Here is a 23,811-nt window from a genome sequence, read left to right on the forward strand (position 1 = left end):
CACACCCTTCCTCTTCACGCCGCTCCCCACGAGCCCCCCCCCCCCCCCCTATCAGCCGGTTTCCGGATCGTTGCCCTGCTGCTGCGCACGGTCGTTACCGGATCCGTATCCGATCAGCATGGCCTGCCTGAGGTCTTCCTTGAATTCCTTGTCCACCTCTGTCGAGTGGTGGTCGAGGAACTTCTCCATCGGGGCCTCGGCCATGTATTCACCGCCGGACCAGACCTTCCTCCGGTCCTCCTTGCTGAGCTCGTCGACCTTGTCCTTGTGCTCCTCGATCGAGTTGTCGGAGACATCACCGATGACCGATCCGATGATCTGCTCCACGCCTCCGGCGGCGGTGTCGGTGGCCAGGGGAATGAGCACTGCTGCCGTACCCACGGCCGCGGTGGCGGGCAGGAAGGCGACCCCTGCGGCGATGCCCGCGGTGGCTCCGAATTCGACCCAGCCGGATCGGGCGGCCCCCGCCTTCTCGTACTCCTCGTGCTTCTTCTCGTACTCCGCCCCGACCTGGTCGGCGCGCGACTGGTCGAGCATGCCCTGCACCTCGGCCCCGACGCGCACGGCGTTGCGCGCGCCTCCCTCGTCGATCTTTCCGTCGGGACCGACCTGGGCCTCCAGCACGCTGGTGCTGTAGATCTGCTCGGCTTTGGAGACGGTGGCGTACGCGTCCGGGTGCTGCCCGAGCGAACTGAGGAATCCACGCGCGATTTTACGGCTGTCTTCGGTGTCGTCGAAACTGAGGTGTCCGTCGGGGTTCTTCGTGGGTGCGAAGACGCTGTCCGAATCAAGTTTTTCCAGCGACCAGTTGATGTCGTCGATATACGCGGCACCCATGTTGCCCAGACTGTCGGACAACGCCTCCTGCTTCTTGAGCAGGCCCGCGTCGGACCCGTACTTCTCCATCACCTGCTTCATGACATCGGCGTTGTCCTCGTCCCGCACGACCTTCGCGTCCGGACTGTCGTAGGGGTAGCCGAGGGCAGCCGATTCCAGCGCGTGCCCCAACGCGTCCGGCATGTAGTTGGGCGTGTTCTTGAGCTTGTCGGGGTCGGTCGAGTTGTTGTCTGGGAATGACTCCCACTTCTCGTTGCCGAAGAAGTCGAGGTAGCTGATAACAGGTTCGCCGTCGCTCTTCCCGAGATCGGCGGTACCACTCTTGTTGACGGTGCCGTCCTCGTTGTACGCGGTCGGCGGGTCGGTGAAGAATTTCGTGGACGCCTCCGGGCTGTGCCCCAGCGCCTCCAGCATGGCCGTGGCCGGGTCGTAGCCGGAGCCGTTCTTCCCCGAGGGGTTGAACGGATTCTCCAGGAGACCGTTGACCTGCTTGTTGTTGGCGAAGAAGTACGGGTCCTTCTGGTGCAGCTGCGCCACGTGCTCGGCGATCGGGTTGAGGAACGCCGCGTTGTAGTTCCCGTTCCGCATGATGCCGCCCAGCAGCTGGTAGCCGTAGGCCCCGCCGGTGTTGTCGTACTTGGACAGCGGAATCTGTTCGGTGCCGAGCTTGCGCAGCTCCGGGCCCCACTTGTCCGAGAACGCCTTGTCCTGCGAGGCGGTGGCCAGGTTGAGTCCGAGGTTCTTCTGCAGATCCTGGACGTCCTTCAGCCGTTCCTTGTCGACCTTGCCGTAATCGTGCGTGTCGGTCGCGAGCTGGCCGAAGAATTCGAGCGACTTCTCCGGGCCGAGCTTCTCGTAGAAATTCTTCGCGAACTCGGTGGACTTGGCGTTGTCGCGCAGCAGTTCGTTGAGCTGCTGAAGCTCCGTGTGCGTGATGTCGCGGCCCTTGGCGGCCAGCGTGGCGGCCCGGGCCGCCTCCTCCTGGTCCAGGTTCTTGTACTTCGGAGCGCTGAAGTCCTTGCCCTCGGTAACATTGGCCTCCAGGGCGTTCTTGAAGGCCACGTCCGTGTCGTTGCAGTTGTCGACGATGTTGTCGATCTTCTTCTGCCAGGCCTCGATCGCGCTCTTCTGCTGACGCAGCAGATCGGAGTAGTCCGGGTCGTGCCGCGCCGTTTTGTCGTGCTCCAGCGGGTGACGGGCCGTCACCTTGCCCTTGGCGTCGATGTGCATGCCCGCCGCGGGGCCCTCCTCGTCACGGATGTTCTCCAGGTCGTCCTTGGCCTTCTTGATGGCCTTGTGGGGTCCTCCATGACGAGCTTGACGCCCTTGGCCTCGGCGGCTGCGTCCTCGAACTCCTTGGCGGTCTTGCCTATGAATGCCTTGGTGACGCCCGCGTTGACGCCTTCCCACTCGGCCTTGTCCGCCTTGACCTTCATCCCGTCCCTGGCGTCGTCGGCCAGCTTGTCCAGCTTGGTGACCATCTCGGCCCAGTCGTCGGCGGCCGTCTTCAGTTTGCCGACAGGCGCGTCGATGATGTCCTCGTATTTCAGCATCTTTCTCTTCCCCCGTGGATGACGCGAGACTTCGGTCGACTACTTCATATAGGCGTTGAGCTTGGACACGGAGATCAGGTCGCCGGCGATCTGCACGTCTTCCTTCTGCTGTGAGGACTTCGTGTAGTTCAGGTGGTTCGAGACTTGCGCGAGGGCGTCCAGCAGCGTCTTGAGGTGCGTGTTCCAGCGGTCATGGACCTTGAGGAGCCCCGAACCGCTCTCGAAGTTGCCGTTGGTGAGCGCGATGGCCGCGTCGAAGGTGGTGGGCCGGGCGTGGTCCCCTTCCTTCGACAGCCGCGTGCGCGGCCCATAGGCCTCATGCCCGATGGCACCCAGGTTGTCCTGATTGACCGCGAGGTCCGCCGAGGCCGACCCACTCGAACCGCCCGGCCCCGTGGGCGCACTGTTCAGGCGCATACTGACTCGTTGCGTCGATTCCGCGCGGAGTGCCGCCCATTCCGAGTCGAACGTCACGTATTCCCCCATACTCAATCCCGGCTTCCGGCGAAGCCGATCACTTCGCCATGCACCACACCCACGAAAGGACCCACGCCGTCGGTGTCGATCGGCTCTCGGCCCAGGGGCGGTACGTGCACGGTGGAGGACCGGCATCGTACGAGGGACTGTCCAGCCACCTCGGACGATGTCCCTCCGGCCCTCGGACGAAGGGGCGCCGCGGACCCACGTCCGGCGCGCGGCGGCGCTACTCCACGATCGCCCGCTGCCGGGGCGTGTTGTTGTGCCGCAGTCTCCCGGCTGGTGCTGGTCGCTGAGACGTACAGGTCGCGCCTGTACCTCGTCGGCGTTGAAACACCAACGTCTGGAAGGCCGAGCGGCCGCGCCGGGAACAGCCGGTCCGGTCTGCACGGTTGCAACCGTTGACCGGCGCCCCACGGGCGGGGGAACACGGGTACCGCAAGGTCGTCCTCCCCGCCAGGATCCGGGCCCAGGAATCGCGGTACGCCCGCCGCACACTAGGACCAAGACGTATTTCTGCAGGAGGACTGCTTCATGACCGACCAGCCTTTGACGCTCATGGCCGTACACGCCCACCCCGACGACGAAGCCACCGGAACCGGAGGGATCCTCGCGCGGTACGCGGCGGAAGGCATCCGCACCGTTCTCGTGACGTGTACCGACGGCGGTTGCGGTGACGGACCGGGGGGTGTCAAGCCGGGCGATCCCGGTCACGATCCGGCGGCCGTCGCCTCGATGCGCCGCCAAGAACTCAAGGCAAGCTGTGACGCCCTGAAGGTCAGCGATCTGGAGATGCTGGACTATGCCGACTCCGGGATGATCGGCTGGCCGAGCAACGACGCCCCCGGATCCTTCTGGGGGACCCCCGTGGAGGAAGGCGCCGCCCGACTCGCGGAACTCATGCGGCACTACCGGCCCGATGTGGTCGTCACCTACGACGAGAACGGCTTCTATGGCCACCCCGACCACATCCAGGCCCACCGCATCACGATGGCAGCACTGGAGATGACCGAGCTGACACCGAAGGTGTACTGGACGACGATGCCCCGCTCGATGATGCAGCGGTTCGGGGAGACCATGCGCGAGTTCCATGAGGACATGCCGGAGCCGGATCCTGCCGAGGCCGCCGCGATGGCCGAGATCGGCCTCCCCGACGATGAGATCACCACGTGGGTGGACACCACCGCGTTCAGCGGTCAGAAGTTCGACGCGCTGGCCGCGCACGCCAGTCAGGGCGAGAACATCTTCTTCCTCAAGATGGGCAAGGAGAGGTTCGGCGAGATGATGGGCGTGGAGACCTTCGTACGCGTCAAGGACGCCACCGACGCGGCCGTGCCCGAGACCGATCTCTTCGCCGGACTGCGCTGATCCACCCTTCCGGCCGGGGCCCGGGAAAGCACATCGGCCTCGACGGACCTGCCCTCCCCGTCCCACTCCGGGGAGCCGGCGCATCCGGGTGGACCAGCGCCCAGTTCCCCGACCAGGCCGACCACCTCCCGGCCGCAAACGACCATCGCCCCAGGTCAGCGGCCATTATCCGGCCGGTGTCCGGGGTGATTCCCAGGCTCGGAGCGCGAGTTCGGCTCTCGTCACCCGCGGCCGGTCGGAGACCGGGGCCGGCCCGGAAGGCGTGGTGGGACGAACGGAGCACCGCGCTGGGCGAGATCGAGGTGCAAGGCATCAAAGACGTACGGGACCGGGATTGCCGTACCACCGGGGGTTACGGCATCCGCTGAACAAGCCGGGCGTTGCCCGATTCTCAGCTGATGGTGACGACACGCGCCCAGTGCGGCGGGGTGTCCGGGACGTAGTCGGGGTTCTCTTCTTCCGCAGCGCCGGCGGGACGGGGGAAGAGACCGACAACCGTACGGCACGGCGGGCGCGTGGCGGGCCACGGTGTTTGACCGTCCGTCAGGGCGACGATCACGTCCGGGCGGGAGCGGAGCGCTCTGGCGAAGCCGGAGCGCAGATCCGTTCCTCCGCCGCCGATCAGATCGATGTTCTCGGCGCGGCAGAGCGGGACGGCGACCCCGGCCGCCGCGTCGCAGGAGACCACCGAGACCAGGTCACGCCGCCCGCCCACCGCCCGTGAGATCGCCGCCACCTCCAGCAGTGCGCTGCCCAGCTCGGCATCGCTCACCGACCCGGAGGTGTCGATCACGACGCAGACCCGGGGCGGCGTACGGCGCAGGCTCGGCAGCAGCACTCCGGGGACACTGGCGGAGCGCCGGGAAGGGCGCCGGTAGCTGTGGTTCTCGCCCGCGCCCGGCGTACTTGCCGCGGAGCGGATCGCGGCCCCCAGCAAGCGCCGCCACGGCTGCGGTGGGTGGAACGCCTCGTCGGCCCATCGGCGCCATCCCTCCGGAGCTTCGCCCGGCCGCCCCCTGATCCCCTCGGCGACCCGGAAGCGGACCGCGTCCCGCTGCTGCTTGCTCAGTCCGTGTGCCCCGTCGGACCCCAGCTCCCACGGCCGGCCCTGCCCGTCCGCACCACTGCCGCAGTCCAGCCACGCCAAGTCCCCGGTGAGCCCTGACATCGACGCCCTCCGCAGATACTCCTCCATCAGCAGTCCGTCGGGCAGCCGCAGCAGAGACGGCAGCACCGCCCCAGCGGGCAGGGGCAGACCGTCACCGTAGATGTCGTCGTTGATCTCGAAGTCGGCGGCGATGTTCCGCCGGAGCCGCGCGCCGGGCCCGTTCTCCTCGTGCGTACGCGCATACCGCTCGCTCCGCCCGTGGTGGTCCCGGAGCAGATGGGAGACCTCGTGCACCCAGACGCCCGCGAGCTCCTCCACCGGAGTGCACGCGACAAAGCCGGGGGAGACGTAGCAGCGCCAGTGCGCGTCCACCGCCATCGTCGGCACCGCCCGGTCCTCCACCACGTGCAGCGCGAAGAGCGCACTCGCCAGGTAGGGACGGACCTTCACCGCGTGCAGCCGCGCGGCCAGCAGTTTCGCCATGTCCAGCGGTGGACCGGGCGGGCCGTACGGCGTGCCGGAGCCGGCCGGAGTTGTCGGCACGGTGGCCCGCACCGGGCGCGGCGGCGCGGGCCGGGCCATCGGGCGCGGCAGCGGGTGCTTCGCGCGCCCCGTCATCGGCGTCCCCTCGTCGCACGCCCGGCGTCTGCTGCCGCTGCGACCCGCTCCACCGACCGGTCCGCCCGTCGGGCGAGACCGATCACCCCGACCAGCCGCTCCACCGCCGCCGGCACCTCCCAGTCGTCGCGCCGCAGCGAGGCCAGCACCGTCGCGGGGGCGACCAGCAGGTCCGGGGCGCCGGTCTCCAGCGCCCGGACCAGCACCGCCCAGCCCGCATCCCACCGCGCCCGCTCGGGCCGCGCCCCGACGGCGGACACCACCGCCTCCAGCGCGGCCTGACGCAGATCGCCCCGTACCGGCAGCTCGGCGGAGGCCGGATCGGCGAGCAGCGACTCCGGGTCCGGCAGGTCCATCCGGTCCAGATGGGCGAGAAGTTCGAGGCCCGGCCCATCGCCCACCGTGCCCCGCACCAGCAGGGCAAGTACTTCCCGGGAGACGGAGGCCGCCGTGCCGAAGGCCAGCAGAGCCAACGCGGCCTCCCAGCTCCGGGGCGAGGGCCAGGCACCGCCGCGCCGTGTCTCCGTGCTGGGCAGCCGGTGAATCAGCGTCGGCCGGGCTTCCAGGAATCCGCAGACCGCGCGCCGGGCGAAGGCCACCGCCTCCGGCAGCCGCTCCGGCACCAGCCGGGGCAGCTCCGCCCGGGGCCAGACCCCGCCCAGCCCGCGCACCACCACCTCACGGTCGTGCACCCAGTACAGATGCACGAACCGGTTGGCCAGCGGCGGGCTCAGCTCCCACCCGTCCGCCGCCGACGCGCTCGGATTGGCCGCGGCCACGATCCTTACATCCGGCGGCAGTTGCAGCGCGCCGACCCTCCGCTCCAGGACGACCCGGAGCAGCGCTGCCTGGACCGCCGGTGTGGCGGTGGAGAGTTCGTCCAGGAAGAGCAGCCCCCGCCCTGCCCGCACGAGTTCCACGGCCCACTGCGGCGGCGCCATCGGCACCCCCCGCACCGCCGGGTCGTCGCCGACGATGGGCAGTCCGGAGAAGTCGGTCGGCTCGTGGACGCTGGCTATCACGGTCGTCAGCGGCAGGTTGAGGGAAGTGGCGAGCTGGGTCAGGGCCGCGGTCTTGCCGATGCCCGGCTCGCCCCAGAGCAGCACGGGCAGGTCGGCCGCGACGGCCAGGGTGAGGGCTTCGAGTTGCTCGTCGGGGCGCGGCTCGGTGGTGGTCGTGCGCAGGAGGGCCAGGAGGTCGTCGGCGACGGCGAGTTGGGTGCCGGCTCCGGTTGCGTCGGCGGGGTCGGGCGCGGGAGCGCCAGGAGCCGGGAGCGGGGCGGGCAGGAGGGTACGGGAGGTCATGGGCATCACCTTGGGTGGAATAGCGGAACGGAACGGCCCGTCCCCGATGTCGTGGGCGTACATCTGTCGTGCGCGTACCGCGCGCACCACGGGGCGCGCGCTCGGGACTCAGGTGGGACGGCTGGTCAGCCGGTACTCAATTTCAGGCCGGTACGGGGCCGGGCCCGGCTGCTCTGCTTGAGGCGCACGGCGGAAGGGGTACGGCGGTCGAGTCGGGGGCGGTGGCCCGCATCCGCGGGCCTCAGCTCCGCATCCCTTCCGCCCGCCGCCCCACCCGCACCGGGGTGCACCGCGACCAGACCCGAGCGGAAGAGTCCGTGGTCGATGCGGCGGGCCGCAGCCGACTCCAGTTCCTCCCGCAGCGGCCCGTCGCGCAGGACCGCACCGGAACCGAGCAGTCCCTCGACCACGGCCAACGCCCCGGCGACATCGCCATGGCCCAGCCGCTCGCGTACCGCGGGCAGTGCCTCCGGGTCACGGTGGATCTCGTCGATGGCCCGCAGGCAGGCCGACGCGGGCCCGCCGAGCGCCACCAGCAGCTCCTCCCGGCGCAGTTGTGCCGGGTCGTGATCGATCGCTGACAGTGTCCCGTCCCGTAGCGCTATCCGGTGGACCTCGCCCTGGCACTCCACCCGGTGCGGGTCATCTGGCTGGAGGGCGGGGCCTGACCCCCGGCCCGAGCCGGACGATGCCGCCGGGCCGAACGCCGCCAATGCCGTGGCGACGAGTGGATGCAGGCGATCGGTCGCGACCAGCCCGGCCCGCAGCAGCTCCAGATCCGGAAGGACCCGGGCCGCCGCCTCCGGCAGCATCGGAAGCGCCGCGACCTCCTGCCGGGGCAGCGTCTCCCGCACCGGCCGGAACGTCGGGGCATGACTGTCGTCGGGGGCAATGAGTTCGAGCACGGCGCGGCTCCGCGTACCGAGCCGCACGGCGAAGGCCCCGCGAGCGCGACCCTCGGCCCGCAACAGCAACTCCGCCTCGGCGGCCCAGCGTTCCAGCGCCCACGAGTCATCGTGGACGGCGGGCCGATCTGGCCGGTCCGGCACGTCCGGCCGGGCGGATGCGTGGGGCCGGGCGAGTGCGTAGGGCCGGGCGGACGGCACCATGGGCGGTGCCCCGCCGGCACCGCACCGCACCGCCAGTTCGCCGCTCCGCTCCGCGTCCCAGAGATGCCGGTGCAGGTCGAGCCGGAAACGCCGGTCGGGGTGCGGATGCGGATGGTGCTCTGGAGCGCCGTTCCCGGACTCCTCCCACAGAGCCAGAGATATCCGCTGTCCGGCGTCCGCCCGGGCCGGCGGTGTCCGCACCACCAGATGCAGCGGCGTGGCACCGGAACTCCGGTAACAGGCAAGGGAGATGGTGAGTCCGGTGCGGAGCCGCCCGTCGGGGGCGATCCGGGGCAGGTGCCAGCGGAGCAGATCCGGAGCCAGACGGCGCAGATCCGCACGAAGGTGGGTGACGAGATCGGTGCCGTAGCGGTCGCGCGCGGCGCGCAGATCGAGATCGATGTCGACCCGGGCGGCGGCGCAGGCCCCGGCCCAGTCACCAACCGCACGCCGTGCGGTGGCGGTTTCGATCATGGACGGTGGCACGGCGTACTCACGCACGCGCTGCCACATCAACAGGTGGGTCGGAATCGCATACGCGAGGTGATGTGCCATCAGCAATCACCTTGCGCGAACGATTCCCCCGATCCGTACGAGGAGTAGTTCTTCATCCCCGGCATCATAAGCACCGCGATGAGGGTCTGTCAGTCCCCTTCGGCCGCCCACCGCCCTTCAACAGAATCCTTCGGGTGCCGGGCCTCTCACCTCACACACGCGCTGCCCGCAGCCCTCGATCAATTCGTAGGCGGGGCCTCGTTCACCGTACGGGGAAGCCGTAGGAGTAACCCTGCTCCCTCAGCCAGGGCAGGACCTCGCGCAGGGCGGCCACGGTCTGGGAGCGGTCCCCTCCCGCGTCGTGGAAGAGGACGGTCGGACCGTCGGCGATCTCCTTCTTCACGGTGGCGACCATGACGTCCGCGCCGGGACGCTCGAAGTCCTTGGAGTCGACGTTCCAGCCCAGCGGCCGCATTCCCCGGGACGCGGCGAGCTCGCGGCTGTACGGGGTGAAAGCGCCGCCCGGGGCCCGGTAGTACTCGGGCCGGACGCCGCCGGACGCCTTGGTGATCATGCGTTCGGCGTCCAGGATCTCCTGGGACTGGTAGGCCTCGGACTTCTTGTCCATGGCGGTGTCGTGCGAGACCGTGTGGTTGCACAGCCGGTGCCCGGCCGCCACGACCGCCTTGACCAGGTCCGGGTACGTCTCGGCCTGTGTGCCCACCATGCAGAACGTGGCCTTCACGTCGCTGTCCTTCAGCAGTTGCAGCACCTGCGGTGTCCAGATCGGGTCCGGTCCGTCGTCGATGGTGATGTTGACGCCCTTGGCGCCGCGGTCCGAGGCATGTGCGATGTCCGCCGCCACCTTGGTCACGGCCTGGCCCTCGTGCCCGGCGTCCGGCGCGGAGATGGACGCTTGCGGCTTCCGCCCTCCGGTGGGGTCGGCCTGCGCGGTCCACACCGACGTGGCGGCGGCCAGCGCTGTCACTCCGAGCGCCGCCGCGAGAAGCCGGCTGTACCAACCCCTTCCCTTGTGCTTCGCCATGTCCGCCCGCCCCTTTGCTGTCTCCGCCGATGCCGTGCACCTATCAAGACACACGAACGCCCGCACAAGATCCCCCTGTTACCGATCGCGGACGAATCCGCAGGGGGTCGGCGACAAACAGAGGTCTTCCGCGACAGACGGAGAGGGACAACACCGGCCGCGTAACCGGCCCGGACCGCTCCACCGGAGGTGTGGGCCCCGCCGGGTTCGCCGCCGGCGGGGAGACCGCGCACGGCGTGCCCTGGTGGCCGCACATCGACGATCCGATACGGTCCGATACGAAAACGCCCGGCCGGGATCACCCCGGCCGAGCGTTTGGTCGTACTGCCCACATCAGCCGTTCGGGCGGCGGGCCGCCTTCAGGTCAGATTGTCGGCGTCTCGTCGACAATCTCCTTGTGCGGTTCGACAATGAACTTCCAGCCGTCGCTGGGCTCCATGAAGCGCACTCGGGTCGGGTAGATGTCCAGGGCGCGGCGGTCGCGATTCTGGGTGCTCGCGTTCTTCCGTCCCCGGGCCGGCTCCTCGAACAGGTCCACCTTGACGTCCGGCACCGCGACGACATCCTCGTTCCAGCGCTGGACGATCCCCGCACCGAACGCGTCCCGCGCAGCGGAGTAGAGCGCCTCCAGGGATTCCTTGTTCCCGTTGGGCACGAAGAGCGCGAGGTTCAGGAGGACGCCGGCGCTCTGCAGAACCTCGATCTCCTCCCCCGTCTTGTCGGCGACCCAGATACCGCGCTCTTCGGCATCGTCCGGGAGAACACGGATTTCCTCACCGAAGATCGTCCTCGCGGTGAAGAAACCGCCCTCGAAGTTCTTGCCCGGCTCCGTAAGGAAAGCCGGGGCGTAGCAGTCGAGAGGAAGGCCATTCATCTCTGCCGAGACGAAGATTCCGTCCTGGAGGCCCAACTCCGAAACCTCTCCGGCCGCAAGACGTCGAGCCGTAACCTTCTCGGTATTCACGCCATTCCCCTTTTTTCGTGGCGTCCTGTGAATTCAATGAAACCCTACCACGAAAACGACCGGCCAGTTCCCGTTACGCATGTCTTCGCGACCATGACAGCACCGGCCGACTCTCCGAGTAATTTATTTCGGTAGAACGGCAGACGATTCCTCTGGCATTGCAGGCGAAACACGGAAACCGTAGATAAATACCGCACTTTCAGCAATGGAGTCGGTCGTCAAGTGGAAAGCGGGCGGGCTTGGCCGCGTGGAAGGCACGCTGCGCGCAGCAGCGAAGCCCCAGGCGGGCTGCCCGGGGCTTCGCTGTCGCGGAACAACTTTCTTACGGCGCCACCGAAATGGCCTCGGCCTTGCGGCGGCGGGCGGTGCTCGCGATGCCCACGGGGTATTCGCAGCGCCTGGCCATCGGCGAGGACATCGACTCGGCCGCCTTCCGGCAGACGCCGCAAACCCTCCTCGGCGACGCGCCCTGACGAAACAGGGCCGCCCCGCTCCGCGTGCGCCAGACGGCGGGCTGCTGAGTCCGCGACTCGGGCCGGAACCGCTCCACGCGGTCGCGCTCGGTGTACATGTTCCACTGGTGCTCGGCGAGGTCGTCCGGGTCGACGATGTCGAACCGCGCCGCCAGCAGTGGTACGACGTGATGGGCGGGCTCGCGGGCACGCCGTAGCGGATACGGAAGGGGCGGGGCAGCGGATACGGAGGGGCGGGCCCGCGCGGCAGTGGTGTCCGAAGACCTTCCCGCTGGAGCCGAGGCGCGGGGAGCCGCCTCCCGGTGGCGTTGTCCACGCCGTCCGTCCTCGTCGGTCACGGCGTGGACCTCACCGGCGCCCGCGGCTCGGGTCAGCTGTCCCGTTCGACCCACTCGCCCCCGCCCAGCGGGTAGTCGTAGCCGGGCCGGGCGGCCCCGGCGCTCGTACGGAACGGGACGCCGTCGTTGTCGATGTGCACCGTGCCGCTGCGGCCGCCGCTGGTCCACTTCACGCTGAGGTCCCAGCGGACGTCGTGCGCCGTGGCGCGCGCGTTGATGTAGAAGACCTCCGGGTCGGACTCGCTGACCCTGTACGGGAAGTCGCGCTGGCCGTTCTTGACGGTGACCGTGGGGCTGCCGTTGTCGAGGTCGATGTCGAAGGACTTGGTGCCGACGCCCCCGCCGCAGCCGACCCCCATCGAGTAGTCGTTCCAGGCGAGCGGCGCGCGCTTGGCGACGACCCGTACATGCAACTCCTCCAGGACGACCGTGTTCCGCCCGGTGCCCTGAAGGGTCAGGGCGACCCGCTGCTCCTCCGAGGAGACCGCGCCGTAGGCGGCGGCCCAGCGCGGCGCGTCCGCCTCACCCGCGGGCGGACCGACCTGCTCGGGTTCGCTGTCGACGAGGAAGTGCTGGCTGCACGGGTCCTCGTAGACATAGGGGCGGACGGCGACGTTCAGCGGTGCGGCGGTGCTGTTGTCGGCAGGCCCGGCCCCGCCCTTCCCGTCGCCGCCGTGCGAGGTGCCTCCGGATCCGGCGGCGGAGGTGGAGGCGGACGGGCCGGGACTCTTCCCGCTCGGAGAAGGGGAGGGAGAAGCGGAGGGGGAAGGGGAAGCGGAGTCCGACGTCGAGGGCGCCGGGGTGTCCGCCGTGTCCGTGGTCACGGCGGCGGCACCGGCTTCCGAACCGTCCCCGGCGTCGTTCCCACGCCCGCCGGAGGGCACGGTGACGGCGAGCACCACGGCCCCCAGTACGGCGGCCGCCGCGACGGAGGCGATCAGCGCGCTCCGGCGACGCCGTGGCGGCGCGGGCTTGTGCGGCAAGGCGACGACGACCCCGCCGTCACCGTCCTTGGCGCCTTCGTCGTCACCGTTGTTGGCGTCCTTGGCGTCGTTGCTGTCCCTGCTGTCCTTGGCGTCGTTGGCGTCCTTGGCGCCCCGGGCGTCGCTGTCCTCGCCGTCGCCGTGGCCGTCCTCGCCCGGGTGCGTGACCGACGCCGTACCGGCCGGCTCGTCCGTCGCGCCGGACTCGCGGGCTCCGGCTGCCGAGCCCGCCGCCCCGCCCTGGTCCGGTCTGGTCCTCCGGGCCGCGTCCGCCAGGATCCAGCGCCGGTGCAGCTCCACCAGTTCCTGCTGCGTGGCCCGGCACACCCGGGCGAGGCGCTCCACCGGGGCGTAGTCGTTGGGAACGGCGGTGCCGTTGCAGTAGCGGTGCAGCGTCGACGTACTCATGTGCAGCCGCTTGGCCAACGCCCCGTAGCTCAGCCCCGAACGGTCCTTCAGCTCCCGCAGCAGCGCGGCGAACTCGTCCGTCCGCCCGGCCCCTCGCACCTCCGGCACTCGTTCACCCATCCCCTCTGTGTCCCCTCCACGCATCCCAGAGGCATTGCGTTTCCCCTGGTCAAAGGCTGTTCTCGCATTCCAGCGTCCCGAATTCCCCGCTCCTTGTGGCGGCTGGGACAGATCACCCCGCAAGCTCCAGTCATCCAAGCACCACCCCCACCCGAACGACTAAGGGGCACCACACCATGTCCAGCATCCGGAACTCCCGCTCCCGCCTTGTCACCGCCGCCGCGGCCGTCGCACTCGCCGCGCTCTCCCTGACGGCGTGCGGCGACGGAACGGGCGTGGTCGACGAGGGTGCGTCGGCGAACTCCGCCGCGACCGGCACGGCCGCCACGCCGGGCGCGCCCTCCGCGGGCACCGGCGCGTCGAAGGAGTCCGACCCGGGATCCTCCGCCAAGGGCTCCTCCTCGGACGGCGGCTCGTCCGCCGACGACGCGCGGCAGGCCTCCGCCACCGCGAAGCCGGACGCGAACGGCCCCGCCGCGAAGGCCCCCTCCTCCGGCAAGGTGGTCACCTGCGAGGGCTCCAACACCAAGACCGTCGCCGCCCCGCTGACCCGCCCGGTGAACCACATGCTCCTCACCGTCACCAACACCGGCCGCGACACCTGCTTCCTGTACGGCTACCCGGCCGTCCGCTTCGGCGAGGCCCAGTCGGTGCCGCCGGTCATCGAGGAGTCCCAGCCGCAGGCCGTCGTCACGCTCGGACCGGGCGAGTCCGGCTACGCCGCGGTGAGCCTGTCCGCCACCGACGGCAGCGGTTCCCACGGCAGCACGGAGAAGTCCCTGACCGTCTACTTCCAGGGCCGCTCCGGCTCGGAGAGCGTCGGCTCGGGTGCCACCCCCTCGCTGCCCGCCAAGGGCGTGTACATCGACGACTCGCTCAAGGTCACGTACTGGCAGCAGACGATGGACAGCGCCACCAACTGGTGACGCCCGCACGTGGTGACGGACAGTGGTGGTGGCCGGGATCGCTCCCGGCCACCACCTTTGCGTGTGGCACCCCCGCACGGCCGTCATGGTCGCGACGGCCGATCAACACGCTCAAGCGGGACGAAAGGGGTGTCCCGCCTGCTCACGGTCCCTCGTGCAAGATCGGGGCTAGACTCCACCCGATCCGAAGTTCCACATATGAATACGCTTTCCTGTCGGCGGCGAATTTACCTGCGCGGCGTACACGGAACGATAACCCGGACGTAACCCGCCGGGAACCTGAGGCGCCTTGCAGTTGCAGTCGAATCGCGACCTACGAGGGAATTTTTCATCGCCATGAACAAGGGACAATTCGCTCCTTCCATATTGGCCACAGCAGCCATACGGCGAGGGGATCTGCTGGCTGCGGCCCGGCATGTCGAAACCGTCCATGACGCGATCCCGGATTCCGCCCCGCCCGATGAACTGGCACGCTACAACTGGCTGATACTCCAGTTCGCGGCGGCTTCGATAGGGCCCCGGCGCGCCGTTGAGCGGTTTATGGCGGAGCAGTCGGAAAAGCTGGCGGACGGGGTCATGCTGTCGCTGGAGCCGGAGGCCGCGCCCTGGCTGGTGCGGGTGCTGTTACGGGCCGACGACCGGGCCGCGGCGGAGGCGGTCGTGGTGGCGGCCGGGCCTGAGACGCGGCCCGGTTCGCTGCATGCGCGCAGTCTGCTGAACCAGGACGGGGCGGGGCTGCGGCGGGTGATCGAGCGTTACCGGGACCCGTGGGCGCGCGCGTCGGCCGTCGAGGATCTGGGGATGCTCCTCATGGCGGACCCGGCGCGGCCGTACGCGGAATCGGAGTTCCGGCTGCGCCAAGCGGCAGAGATCTACCGGAAGATCGGCTCGGTCCGCGATGAGGAGCGGGCCGTCCGGCGGCTGCGGAAGTTAGCCGAACGGGCCGCCGACCTCTCTGCCGGCGACCTCTCTGCCGGTGACCTCTCCCCCGCCGGCATTCCGCCCGCCGCAATGACGGGTGCCCGCTCCGTCACGGATGGCTTCTGGGCCCGTATGACCAAGTCGGAACGGGCCGTGGCGACGCTGGCGCGCGAGGGGCTGAGCAATCATCAGATAGCGGGCCGACTCTCCATTTCACCCCACACCGTCGATTTTCATCTGCGCCGCATCTTCCAGAAGTTGGGAGTCCGGTCGCGTGTCCAACTGGCGCATAAGCTGAGTTCCCCGGTCGGACAGCTCGCCGGGCACCGGACGTCGAACGTCGAAGGGGCCTGCTGAGTATTTCGGGGAGAGTTGAGCCCTTCCGGAAGGTTGGCTCAATCATCCGGCGGCGTTCCGCTTCGCGGGGGCCGGGGTGGTGGTGCGTGCGGTGAGGTGGCAGCGGATCGGGCCGTTCTCCTTGAGCGTCACCGTGTTGCCGAGCGGGATCTCGGGCCCCGCGGGCCGGAGTTCGTACCGCTGGAGCAGGACGGCGAGGCAGAGGACCGACTCCAGCATCGAGAAGTGCTGTCCGATGCAGGCCCGGTTGCCGCCACCGAACGGGAACCAGGCATAGCGCGGGCGGCTCGCCTCGCGGTCCGGGGTGAAGCGCTCGGGGTCGAAGCGCTCCGGATCCGGCCAGTGTGTGGGGTCGTGCTGGATGACCGCGCCGCAGACCATCACATCGGCCCCGGCCGGAATGCGGTGGCCGTCGATCACCGCGTCCGCGACGGCCCGGCGGGAGATGAAGGGGACCGGCGACTGGATGCGCATGGCCTCCTTGAGCACCATCGTGAGGTACGGGAGCACGTCCAGGTCGGCGGCTCCCGGCCGGCGCCCCGCGAGCACCCGGTCGACCTCCTCGCGGGCGCGGGCCTGTGCCTCCGGGTGCCGGGCCAGCAGATACAGGGCCATGGCCAGCCCGGTCGCGGTGGTCTCGTGGCCCGCGACCAGGAAGATGAGGATCTGGTCGCGGATCTCCGCCAGGTCGAGCGCCTCGCCGCTCTCACCGTTCTCGCCGGAGACGCCGGAGCCGCCGGACGCACCGGACGCGCCGGACGCACCGGTGAGCAGGCCCAGGAGGTCGTCGCCCGTCCCGCCGCCGGCGCCCTCCTCCGGGCCCGTCCGGCGCCCGGCGATGATCTCGTCGCACAGCTCGTACAGCCCCCGCTGGGCGGCGGCGGCCCGCCGGTTGCGCGGGGTCGGCCAGTGGCGGGGCAGGGTGAGCGGTGTGTTGCCGCGCTCCAGTGTGTAGTCCAGGAGTACGGGCAGACAGCGGCTCACCACCTGGACGGCGTTGTCGGAGTCCGCGCCGAAGAGGATGCGGCACAGGGTGCGGAGGGCGAAGGCCGGCATCTCCTCGGTGAGGTCCACGGTGCGGTCGGGCGCACCGCGCCACCGTTCGGCCAGCGCCTCCGCCTGGGCGCAGGCGGCGTCGGCGTAACCGTCGACCCGCCGGCGGGTGAACAGCGGCTGGATCAGGCGGCGTTGGCGCCGGTACTCATCGTCCTGGCTGGTGAGCAGGCCGTTGCCGAAGGACTCCCGGATCACCTCGTACATGACGTTGTCCTTGCGGAAGTTGGCCGCCTGGGTGGCCAGCACCTCCCGGGCGCCCTCGGCGGAGAACACCAGATGGATGTTGAGCCGCAGGCCGGGCAGGGGCGCGGCGAGGCGGACGACGTCCCCGTACTCGCGCCGGGCCCGCCGGAACGCGCTCATCGGGTTGCCGCGCAGCTCCAGCAGGGATCTGACCAGCCGGGGACCGGTCGGTCCCGGGATGTGCGGGTCGGCCGTCACAACGTATCCCCTTCGCTCGCCGCGCTCCGTGGTCGCCGGGTCACCGCCGAGACTGGCAGACCCGCCTTCCGACCGGCACTACGTGGATACGTAGTGCCGGTCCTACGTGTCCACGTAGTGACCTCGACCCACGGTGTGCGCGAAGAATGTGGTCCCAACGCCGCCGGGGGCCGCGGCCGTTCGCCGACAACAGGGCGGGCGTAAGACCGTCTCGTCCCGCGCGGCCGACGCCCGCGGGACCCGGATCGAGAAAGAAGGACGGGATGGCGACGATTGCGCGTGCCAGCCGTTTCGAAGCGCTGGGGACCTGTCTGCCCGCCACGGTGCAGCCGACATCCGAGCTGGTCGCCACGGTCACCGGGGCGCCGAACGTGCCCCTTGAGCGTGTCACCGGCGTCACGGCCCGCCGGGTCGCCGATGCGAGCGCCGGCGAGGACTCCTTCGGGCTGGCTCTGCGCGCCGCCCAGGACGCGCTGCGCAACTCCCGCTACGACGCGGCCGAGTTGGACGTGGTGATCTCGACGTCGATCAGCCGCAGCAAGGGCGGCGACCGGTACCACTTCGAGCCGTCGTTCGCCCGGATGCTCATCGAGGAGCTGGGCGCACACCGGGCGATCCACTTCGACCTGTCCAACGCCTGCGCGGGGATGATCACCGGAGTCCATGTCCTGGACCGGATGATCCGGCAGGGCATGGTCCGTAACGGCCTGGTGGTCAGCGGCGAGCGCATCACCCCGATCGCGCGCACGGCCGCCGCGGAGATGGAAACCTCCCGCGATCCCCAGTTCGCCTCCCTCACGGTGGGGGACTCCGGCGCCGCGGTGATCCTCGACGAGTCCGAGGACGAGGCCGACCGGATCCACCATGTCGAGCTGATGACCGCCGCCGAGTTCTCCCATCTGTGTCTGGCCATGCCGAGCGAGCGTACGGGCGGCCTCGCCATGTACACGGACTCCAAGACGCAGCAGGCGGAGGGCCGGCGCAGGATCTGGTCCGGTTTCTACAGCGACTTCCTCGCCAAGGACGGCGGCGACTTCGCGGACGAGAAGTTCGACTACGTCATCCACCACCAGGTCAGCACCCGGTTCATCGACTTCATGCAGGAGCACGGGGAGTCGGCGTTCGGCACCGCGATGCCCGAGACGCTGTCCACGACGGAATACCTCGGCAACACCGCCAGCACCTCGCACTTCGTCACGCTCGGCGAGCATCTGCGGGCCGGGACCGCGCGCCGCGGCGCCAAGTTCCTTCTGGTGCCCGCCGCTTCGGGCGTCATCGTCGGGGGCCTGTCCGTGACGATCACCAATCTGGGAGTCTGACCGTGGGTACGATCATCAGGGCCGCCTCCGCCACCGAGCCGCAGGCCGTCCGCACCTCCGACATCCGGCTGGCGGCCGAGGCCGCCCAGGAGTGCCTGAACGAGGCCGGGCTGGCGCCCCAGGCGGTGGGCGTTCTGGTGAACGTCGGCGTCTACCGCGAGAACAACGCCCTCGAACCGGCCATGGCGGCGCTGGTGCAGAAAGAGGTGGGCATCAGCCTCGACTACACGATCGACCGGTCGCCCGGCCTCTCCTTCGACCTGATGAACGGCGCCTGCGGCGTCCTCAACGCCGTCCAGGTCGCCCAGGCCCTGCTCGGGAGCGGCTCCACCGAACGGGTCCTGGTCACAGCCGCCGACGTGCACCCCGCCGGCAACTCCCGTCTTGACCCCGGCTATCCGTACGCCGACCTCGGCGCCGCCCTGCTGCTGGAGAGGTGCGCCGACGGCACGAGCGGCTTCGGCCCGGTCCGCGCGTACAGCGCCAGGGGCAGCGCGGGGACGACGGGCTATGTGAGCCTGGCCGACGGGACGGGCGAGGAACGCGGTCAGATCACGGTGCACCGCGAAGAGGGCTGGGCGGAGCGGCTGTTGGACCTCGCCGCCGACAGCGTCGCCGGGTACGTACGGGAGGAGGGCCTGGCCCTGGACCGTACGCTGCTGGTCGCCAACCGGCCCGCGCCCGGCTTCCCCGAGGAGCTGGCCCGGCGTCTGGGCGTGGACCCGGCGGCCGTCGTGGCCCCCGAGGTGGCCGACGCGGCGGCCGGCGAACCGCACACCGCCGCCCCGGTGCTCAGCTATCTCCAGGCGGTACGGGACGGACTCCCGGGCGGCTACGACGAGTTGCTGTTCGTGACCGCCGGAGCCGGCCCGAGCGTGACCTGCGTACGCTACCGGCCGCAGGACCGGTGAGCGCGGTGGCCCCGACACCCGCGGACCGGGCGGACGGCCCGGCCGACATCCTGGAGCGCAACGCCCGCACCTTCCCCGCCAAGGCGGCGATCGTCCACCCGGACGGCCACGAAGCCGACGGATCGATCCGCTACAGCGAGCTGACCTACGGCGAACTCCACGACCAGGTCGAGCGGTTGGCGGCCGGCTTCCACCGGATCGGCATCACCCGGGGCACCCGGACCATCCTCATGACCTCGCCGGGCCCCGATCTGTTCGCGGTCGTCTTCGCCCTGATCCGGATCGGCGCCGTCCCGGTCGTGGTGGACCCGGGCATGGGCGTCAAGCGGATGCTGCACTGCTACCGGGCGGTGGGCGCGGAGGCGTTCATCGGCCTGCCCGTCGCGCATGTCGTACGGGTCCTCGGGCGCGGCGCCTTCCGCGACGTGCGGGCCAAGGTCACCGTGGGCCGCCGCTGGTTCTGGGGCGGCGAGACGCTGGCACGGCTGCGCGTCGGCCCCCGCGGGGAGGCCCTGCCCCGGCCCGCCGCCGACGACCTCCAGATGATCGCCTTCACCACGGGCAGCACCGGCCCCGCCAAGGGCGTCGAGTACACCCACCGGATGAGCGCGCCCATGCTGCGGCTGCTCCAGGCCGTCCACGAGCGCGACAGCGACGACGTCTCCCTGATCACCCTGCCCGCGTACGGCATCCTCGACCTGCTCCACGGCTCGACCCTGGTGCTCGCGCCGGTGTCACCGGCCAAGGTCGCCGACGCCCGGCCCGAGCTGCTGACCGATGCCCTGACCCGCTTCCGGGTGACCAGCATGATCGCCTCGCCGGCGCTGCTGCGGGTGCTCGGGCAGCATCTGAAGGAGCACCGGACCGAACTGCCCGACCTGCGGTTCGTCGCCGCCGGCGGGGCGCCCGTACCGCCGGATGTCGTGGCGACCGTACGCGGGGCACTCGGCGAGAAGGCGGAGTTCCATGTGACGTACGGGGCCACGGAAGCGCTGCCGATCTCCTCCGTCGAATCGGCCGACGTGCTCGGCTCGGCCGAGGCCCTCGGCTCGGCCGACGCGGGTGACGCGGCGGATGTGCGCGACTCGGCCGGCGTGGGCGGCGGGACGGCCGCGCTGTCGGCGACCGGCGCCGGTACCTGCGTGGGCCGCCCGCTGCCGGGCATGGCGGTACGGATCATCCGGGTGTCCGACGGTCCCGTCGCGCGCTGGGGCTCCGAACTGGCCCTGCCGCAGGGCGAGATCGGGGAGATCGTGCTCGCGGGCGACGCGGTCAGCCCGGGCTACCACGGCGACCCCGCCGCCAACGCCCAGTACAAGATCCCCGAGGAGACCGCCGACGGCACCACGCGGCTGTGGCACCGTACCGGCGACCTCGGCTATCTGGACACCTCCGGACGGCTCTGGTTCTGCGGCCGGCGCGCCCAGCGGGTCCGTACCCCCGGCGGCGACCTGCACACGGTGCGCTGCGAAGGCGTGTTCAACGCCCACCCGGAGGTACGCCGCGCCGCCCTGGTCGGGGTCGGGGAGCCCGGCGCCAAGAAGCCGGTGGTCTGTGTGGAGATCGAACCCGGTGTCACCGACGCGCGATGGCGTGAACTCGTTGCGGAATTGCGTACGTTGGCGGCCGAGCACGAGGTGACCCGGGGCCTGGAGGAGTTTCTGCGCCACCCGGCCTTCCCGGTGGACATCCGGCACAACGCGAAGATCGGCCGGGAACAGCTCGGCGTCTGGGCCACCCGGCAGCTCGCGGCGCGCCGCCGCCCCGCCACCACCGCACGCACCTGGGCGCTGCGCGCCGTACCGCTGGCCGGCTGGGCCTATCTGCTGGCGCGGCCGGTCCTCCCTGACCATCCCGTGGTGCGCGCCCTGTGGTGGGCCGACGCCTTCCTCAGCGTCGGCGTGCACGCCGCGCAGATCCCGGCCGCGCTGCAACGGGGCCGCGCGGCCGGATACCGCGACGCGGCGACCGCCGGCCTGACCATGCTGTACGGCGCCACCTGGTGGCGCACCCTGCCCCCGGCAGGCCCGGCGCGGGACATGGAACCGGCGCGGGACGAGAAACCGGGGATGTCATGAAGGTCCTGATCACCGGCGCCTCCGGGTTCCTCGGCGGGCACCTCGCCGAGGCCGCGCTCCACGCCGGCCACGACGTACGGGCCCTCGTCCGGCGCGGCGCCGACCTGACCCGGCTGCGCTCGCTCCCCGGCCTGGAACTGGCGTACGGCGACCTGACGGACGCGGCCTCCCTGGCGCGCGCCGCCGAGGGCGTGGACATCGTCCACCACAGCGCCGCGCGAGTCGTCGAGCACGGCACCCGGGAGCAGTTCTGGAGCGCCAACGTCCTCGGCACCAGGCTGCTGATGGAGGCCGCCCGCACGGCCGGGGCGGAGCGCTTCGTCTTCATCAGCAGCCCCAGCGCGCTGATGCGGGTGGGCGAGGGGGACCGGCTCGACATCGACGAGTCCACCCCGTACCCCAGCCGCTACTACAACCTCTACTCCGAGACCAAGGCGGCCGCGGAACGTCTGGTGCTCTCCGCGAACCGGCCGGACTTCACCACGGTCTCGCTGCGCCCACGCGGCATCTGGGGGCCGCGCGACCTCGCCGGGTTCCTGCCCCGGATGGTCGGGCGGATGGCGGCCGGCCGGCTGCCCGACCTGGCGGCGGGGCGTACGGTGCTGACCTCGCTCTGCCACTGCGACAACGCGGTCGCCGCGTCGCTGCTGGCGGCGCGCGCCCCGGCCGAACGGGTTGGCGGCAGGGCGTACTTCGTCGCCGACCGGGAGCGGACCGACCTCCGGGAGTTTCTGGTACGGCTGGCGGGGCTGTTCGGCGTGCGGCCGCCGACCCGCCGGATCCCGCCGCTCGTCGTCGACGCCCTCGTCGAGGCCGTGGAGCTGGCCTGGCGGGTGCCCGCACTCGCCGCCCGCCGCGAACCGCCGCTCACCCGCTACGCGGTGGCGCTGCTCACGCGCTCGACCACGTACAACACGGCGGGGGCGGAACGGGACTTCGGGTACGTGCCGGTGATCAGCCAGGAGGACGGGCTGAAGCAGCTCATGGCGTGGGTCGACTCGCTCGGCGGCGTGGAGGAGTTCAAGCGCGCCGTGCGGTGAGGTGTGGTGCGGTGAGGTGTGGTGCGGTGACATGTCGTGCATCGACGTGTGTCGTGCGGTGACATGTCGTGCCGTGACGTGTCGTGACGTGACGTGTCGTACGGTGGCGCCGCTCCCGCCGGGGCGGGGGCGCGCGCCGTCAGACGAGTTGCGCGTAGACGATGAGGTTGTTCACCGGGTGTCCCTGCGCGTCGAAGGCGCCGTCGCAGGTGATCAGCCGCAGGGCGCGCTCGTCGGTCGGGCCGTAGACCTTGTCGGTGGGGAACGCGTTCTTGCCGACGCTCTCGGTGTCGGTGACCGTGAAGTGCGCCGCCTCGCCCCGCTCGTCGGTGACGGTGATGTCCGCGCCCTTGGCGATCTTCTTCAGGTCATGGAAGACGGCCTTGCCGAAGCGGGTGTCGTTGTGACCGATGATCACGGCGGCTCCGGCCGCTCCGGGTACGGCGCCACCGGTGTACCAGCCCGCGGTCATCCCCTTCTCTGCGGGCGGGACCTCGACGGTGCCGTCCGCGTTGAGGCCGAGGTCCATCAGGGAGCTGGTGATCCCGATCGAGGGGACGTCGACCTTGACGGGCGCGGCGGGCGACGCGTCCTCCGTACCGCCGGTGGACTCCCCGCCTCCCGCGGGCTTTCCGTCCTCGGCCGGCTTTCCCCTGTCGGACGAGGGGGCGCCGGACGCCACGGGGCCCGCGCCGGACGCCACGGCGTCGGGGGTGGACGAACAGCCGGTGAGCAGCAGGAGGACGACGGCGGTGAGGGCGAGGGCCGGCAGGGCGCCGGGGCGCCGTAGAGGGTGCACGGGGGACACGACGGGCTCCAGGGGTGGGACGGGCGGGGGCGGGGGAAGAGGCGATGGCGCCGCCCCGCGAAGAGGGGCGGCGCCACCGTGGTGCCTGATCAGGCGGTGCGCGGTGCGCGGTGTGTGCCGCGCGAGGTGCGGTGTGCCGTGTCGGGGGTCAGCCGTTGGCGCGCGCGGTGGAGCGGCGGCGCAGGACGAACGTACCGGCGCCCGCGAGCAGCAGCGTGCCCGCCGCCGTACCGGCGAGGGGGGCGATACCGGTGGCGGATCCGGCCGGGGCCTCGCCCGCCGCGACGCCGCCGCGCGGTGCCTGCTTGGCGGCCTCGGCCTTCCTGACGGCCTCGGCCTTCCTGGCCGCGCCGTTCTTCAGGTCCTCGGCCCGCTTCGCCTTCTCGCTCGCGGTGTCGTCGGTGGGCGCGTCGCCCGCGGCGACGCCGCCGCGCGGGAGCGTGTCCTTCCCGCCCTGCTTGGCGGCCTCGGCCCGCTTGGCCGCCTCGGCCCGCTTGACGTCCTGGGCCTTCTGGGCCGCCCCGTTCTTGTCCGCTTCGGCCGCCTTGTCCGTCGCGTCCGCGGACTTGTCCTCCGGCTTCTCGGTCGCCGCCGCGTTCGGCACCGAGGCCTGAACCTGGTCGGAGGCGACGGCCGCGGTGGCCGGGACGAGCAGCGCGCCGGCCGCGACAGCGGTCAGTACGGCGAAACGCAGGCGGAGATGACGAGACATGGGTCGCTCCAGTTCCGGCCCGGTGTGGGTGGTGACCTGGAT

The 23,811-nt window shown here is 70.8% G+C and carries 18 protein-coding genes and 1 pseudogene; 8 read left to right on the forward strand and 11 right to left on the reverse strand.

From position 1 onward, the window contains the following. Window positions 1-51: 51 nt before the first annotated feature. Window positions 52-2,390: pseudogene (locus ACIQ7D_RS06020) on the reverse strand (hypothetical protein). 39 nt (window positions 2,391-2,429) lie between these two features. After that, complete coding sequence (locus ACIQ7D_RS06025; protein WP_403934069.1) at window positions 2,430-2,864, reverse strand: hypothetical protein; 435 nt, start codon at window positions 2,862-2,864, stop codon at window positions 2,430-2,432. Window positions 2,865-3,401: 537 nt separating this feature from the next. On the opposite strand from ACIQ7D_RS06025, the gene ACIQ7D_RS06030 reads away from it, so the two are divergent. Further along, window positions 3,402-4,235 carry a PIG-L family deacetylase gene (locus tag ACIQ7D_RS06030; protein WP_403934070.1) on the forward strand — a complete coding sequence of 278 codons (834 nt, stop codon included), beginning with the start codon at window positions 3,402-3,404 and terminating at the stop codon, window positions 4,233-4,235. 391 nt (window positions 4,236-4,626) lie between these two features. Here the strand turns inward: ACIQ7D_RS06030 and ACIQ7D_RS06035 are convergent, their stop codons facing one another. The 5 genes from ACIQ7D_RS06035 to ACIQ7D_RS06055 form a co-directional block, all read right to left on the reverse strand. Further along, window positions 4,627-5,826, reverse strand: coding sequence for a VWA-like domain-containing protein (locus ACIQ7D_RS06035; protein WP_403935008.1), 1,200 nt, complete (start codon window positions 5,824-5,826; stop codon window positions 4,627-4,629). A 131-nt stretch (window positions 5,827-5,957) separates the two neighbouring features. Further along, a complete protein-coding gene (locus tag ACIQ7D_RS06040; RefSeq protein ID WP_403934072.1) occupies window positions 5,958-7,265 on the reverse strand; it encodes an AAA family ATPase in 1,308 nt (435 codons plus the stop codon). A gap of 125 nt (window positions 7,266-7,390) precedes the next feature. After that, the gene (locus ACIQ7D_RS06045; RefSeq protein WP_403934074.1) at window positions 7,391-8,929 is read right to left on the reverse strand and encodes a hypothetical protein; all 1,539 of its coding nucleotides are present in this window, start codon (window positions 8,927-8,929) and stop codon (window positions 7,391-7,393) included. 202 nt (window positions 8,930-9,131) lie between these two features. After that, window positions 9,132-9,914 carry a polysaccharide deacetylase family protein gene (locus tag ACIQ7D_RS06050; protein WP_403934075.1) on the reverse strand — a complete coding sequence of 261 codons (783 nt, stop codon included), beginning with the start codon at window positions 9,912-9,914 and terminating at the stop codon, window positions 9,132-9,134. Window positions 9,915-10,278: 364 nt separating this feature from the next. Further along, window positions 10,279-10,878, reverse strand: coding sequence for a hypothetical protein (locus ACIQ7D_RS06055; protein ID WP_403934076.1), 600 nt, complete (start codon window positions 10,876-10,878; stop codon window positions 10,279-10,281). Window positions 10,879-11,117: 239 nt separating this feature from the next. On the opposite strand from ACIQ7D_RS06055, the gene ACIQ7D_RS06060 reads away from it, so the two are divergent. After that, entirely contained in the window at window positions 11,118-11,351 is a 234-nt protein-coding gene (locus tag ACIQ7D_RS06060) for a hypothetical protein (protein WP_403934078.1), read from the forward strand. Window positions 11,352-11,721: 370 nt separating this feature from the next. Here ACIQ7D_RS06060 and ACIQ7D_RS06065 read toward each other — a convergent pair whose 3' ends face one another. Beyond that, window positions 11,722-13,200, reverse strand: coding sequence for a helix-turn-helix domain-containing protein (locus ACIQ7D_RS06065; RefSeq protein WP_403934080.1), 1,479 nt, complete (start codon window positions 13,198-13,200; stop codon window positions 11,722-11,724). A 176-nt stretch (window positions 13,201-13,376) separates the two neighbouring features. Here ACIQ7D_RS06065 and ACIQ7D_RS06070 point away from each other — a divergent pair, with 176 nt between their 5' ends. Both ACIQ7D_RS06070 and ACIQ7D_RS06075 read left to right on the forward strand, forming a co-directional pair. Next, window positions 13,377-14,126 carry a DUF4232 domain-containing protein gene (locus ACIQ7D_RS06070; RefSeq protein WP_403934082.1) on the forward strand — a complete coding sequence of 250 codons (750 nt, stop codon included), beginning with the start codon at window positions 13,377-13,379 and terminating at the stop codon, window positions 14,124-14,126. A gap of 336 nt (window positions 14,127-14,462) precedes the next feature. Continuing rightward, window positions 14,463-15,404, forward strand: a complete 942-nt coding sequence (locus tag ACIQ7D_RS06075) for a LuxR C-terminal-related transcriptional regulator (RefSeq protein WP_403934084.1) — start codon at window positions 14,463-14,465, stop codon at window positions 15,402-15,404. A 42-nt stretch (window positions 15,405-15,446) separates the two neighbouring features. Here ACIQ7D_RS06075 and ACIQ7D_RS06080 read toward each other — a convergent pair whose 3' ends face one another. Then, complete coding sequence (locus ACIQ7D_RS06080; protein WP_403934086.1) at window positions 15,447-16,901, reverse strand: cytochrome P450; 1,455 nt, start codon at window positions 16,899-16,901, stop codon at window positions 15,447-15,449. Window positions 16,902-17,164: 263 nt separating this feature from the next. Between ACIQ7D_RS06080 and ACIQ7D_RS06085 the strand changes: the two genes are divergently transcribed. Genes ACIQ7D_RS06085 through ACIQ7D_RS06100 form a run of 4 tightly spaced genes read left to right on the forward strand, consistent with a single transcriptional unit; the run spans window position 17,165 to window position 22,249 of the window. After that, window positions 17,165-18,220, forward strand: coding sequence for a 3-oxoacyl-ACP synthase III family protein (locus ACIQ7D_RS06085; protein WP_403934088.1), 1,056 nt, complete (start codon window positions 17,165-17,167; stop codon window positions 18,218-18,220). Window positions 18,221-18,222: 2 nt separating this feature from the next. Then, a complete protein-coding gene (locus tag ACIQ7D_RS06090) occupies window positions 18,223-19,131 on the forward strand; it encodes a hypothetical protein (protein WP_403934089.1) in 909 nt (302 codons plus the stop codon). A gap of 5 nt (window positions 19,132-19,136) precedes the next feature. Further along, window positions 19,137-21,209, forward strand: a complete 2,073-nt coding sequence (locus ACIQ7D_RS06095; protein WP_403934091.1) for a fatty acid CoA ligase family protein — start codon at window positions 19,137-19,139, stop codon at window positions 21,207-21,209. Next, entirely contained in the window at window positions 21,206-22,249 is a 1,044-nt protein-coding gene (locus ACIQ7D_RS06100) for an NAD-dependent epimerase/dehydratase family protein (RefSeq protein WP_403934092.1), read from the forward strand. The genes ACIQ7D_RS06095 and ACIQ7D_RS06100 overlap by 4 nt, the downstream gene beginning before the upstream one ends. A 139-nt stretch (window positions 22,250-22,388) precedes the next feature. Here ACIQ7D_RS06100 and ACIQ7D_RS06105 read toward each other — a convergent pair whose 3' ends face one another. Together ACIQ7D_RS06105 and ACIQ7D_RS06110 are read right to left on the reverse strand one after the other, a co-directional pair. Beyond that, a complete protein-coding gene (locus ACIQ7D_RS06105; RefSeq protein WP_403934094.1) occupies window positions 22,389-23,057 on the reverse strand; it encodes a class F sortase in 669 nt (222 codons plus the stop codon). A 148-nt stretch (window positions 23,058-23,205) separates the two neighbouring features. Then, window positions 23,206-23,769 carry a hypothetical protein gene (locus ACIQ7D_RS06110; RefSeq protein WP_403934096.1) on the reverse strand — a complete coding sequence of 188 codons (564 nt, stop codon included), beginning with the start codon at window positions 23,767-23,769 and terminating at the stop codon, window positions 23,206-23,208. Between the last annotated feature and the right edge of the window lie 42 nt (window positions 23,770-23,811).

It is taken from the genome of Streptomyces sp. NPDC096310 (assembly GCF_044763125.1).
Lineage (GTDB): Bacteria > Actinomycetota > Actinomycetes > Streptomycetales > Streptomycetaceae > Streptomyces.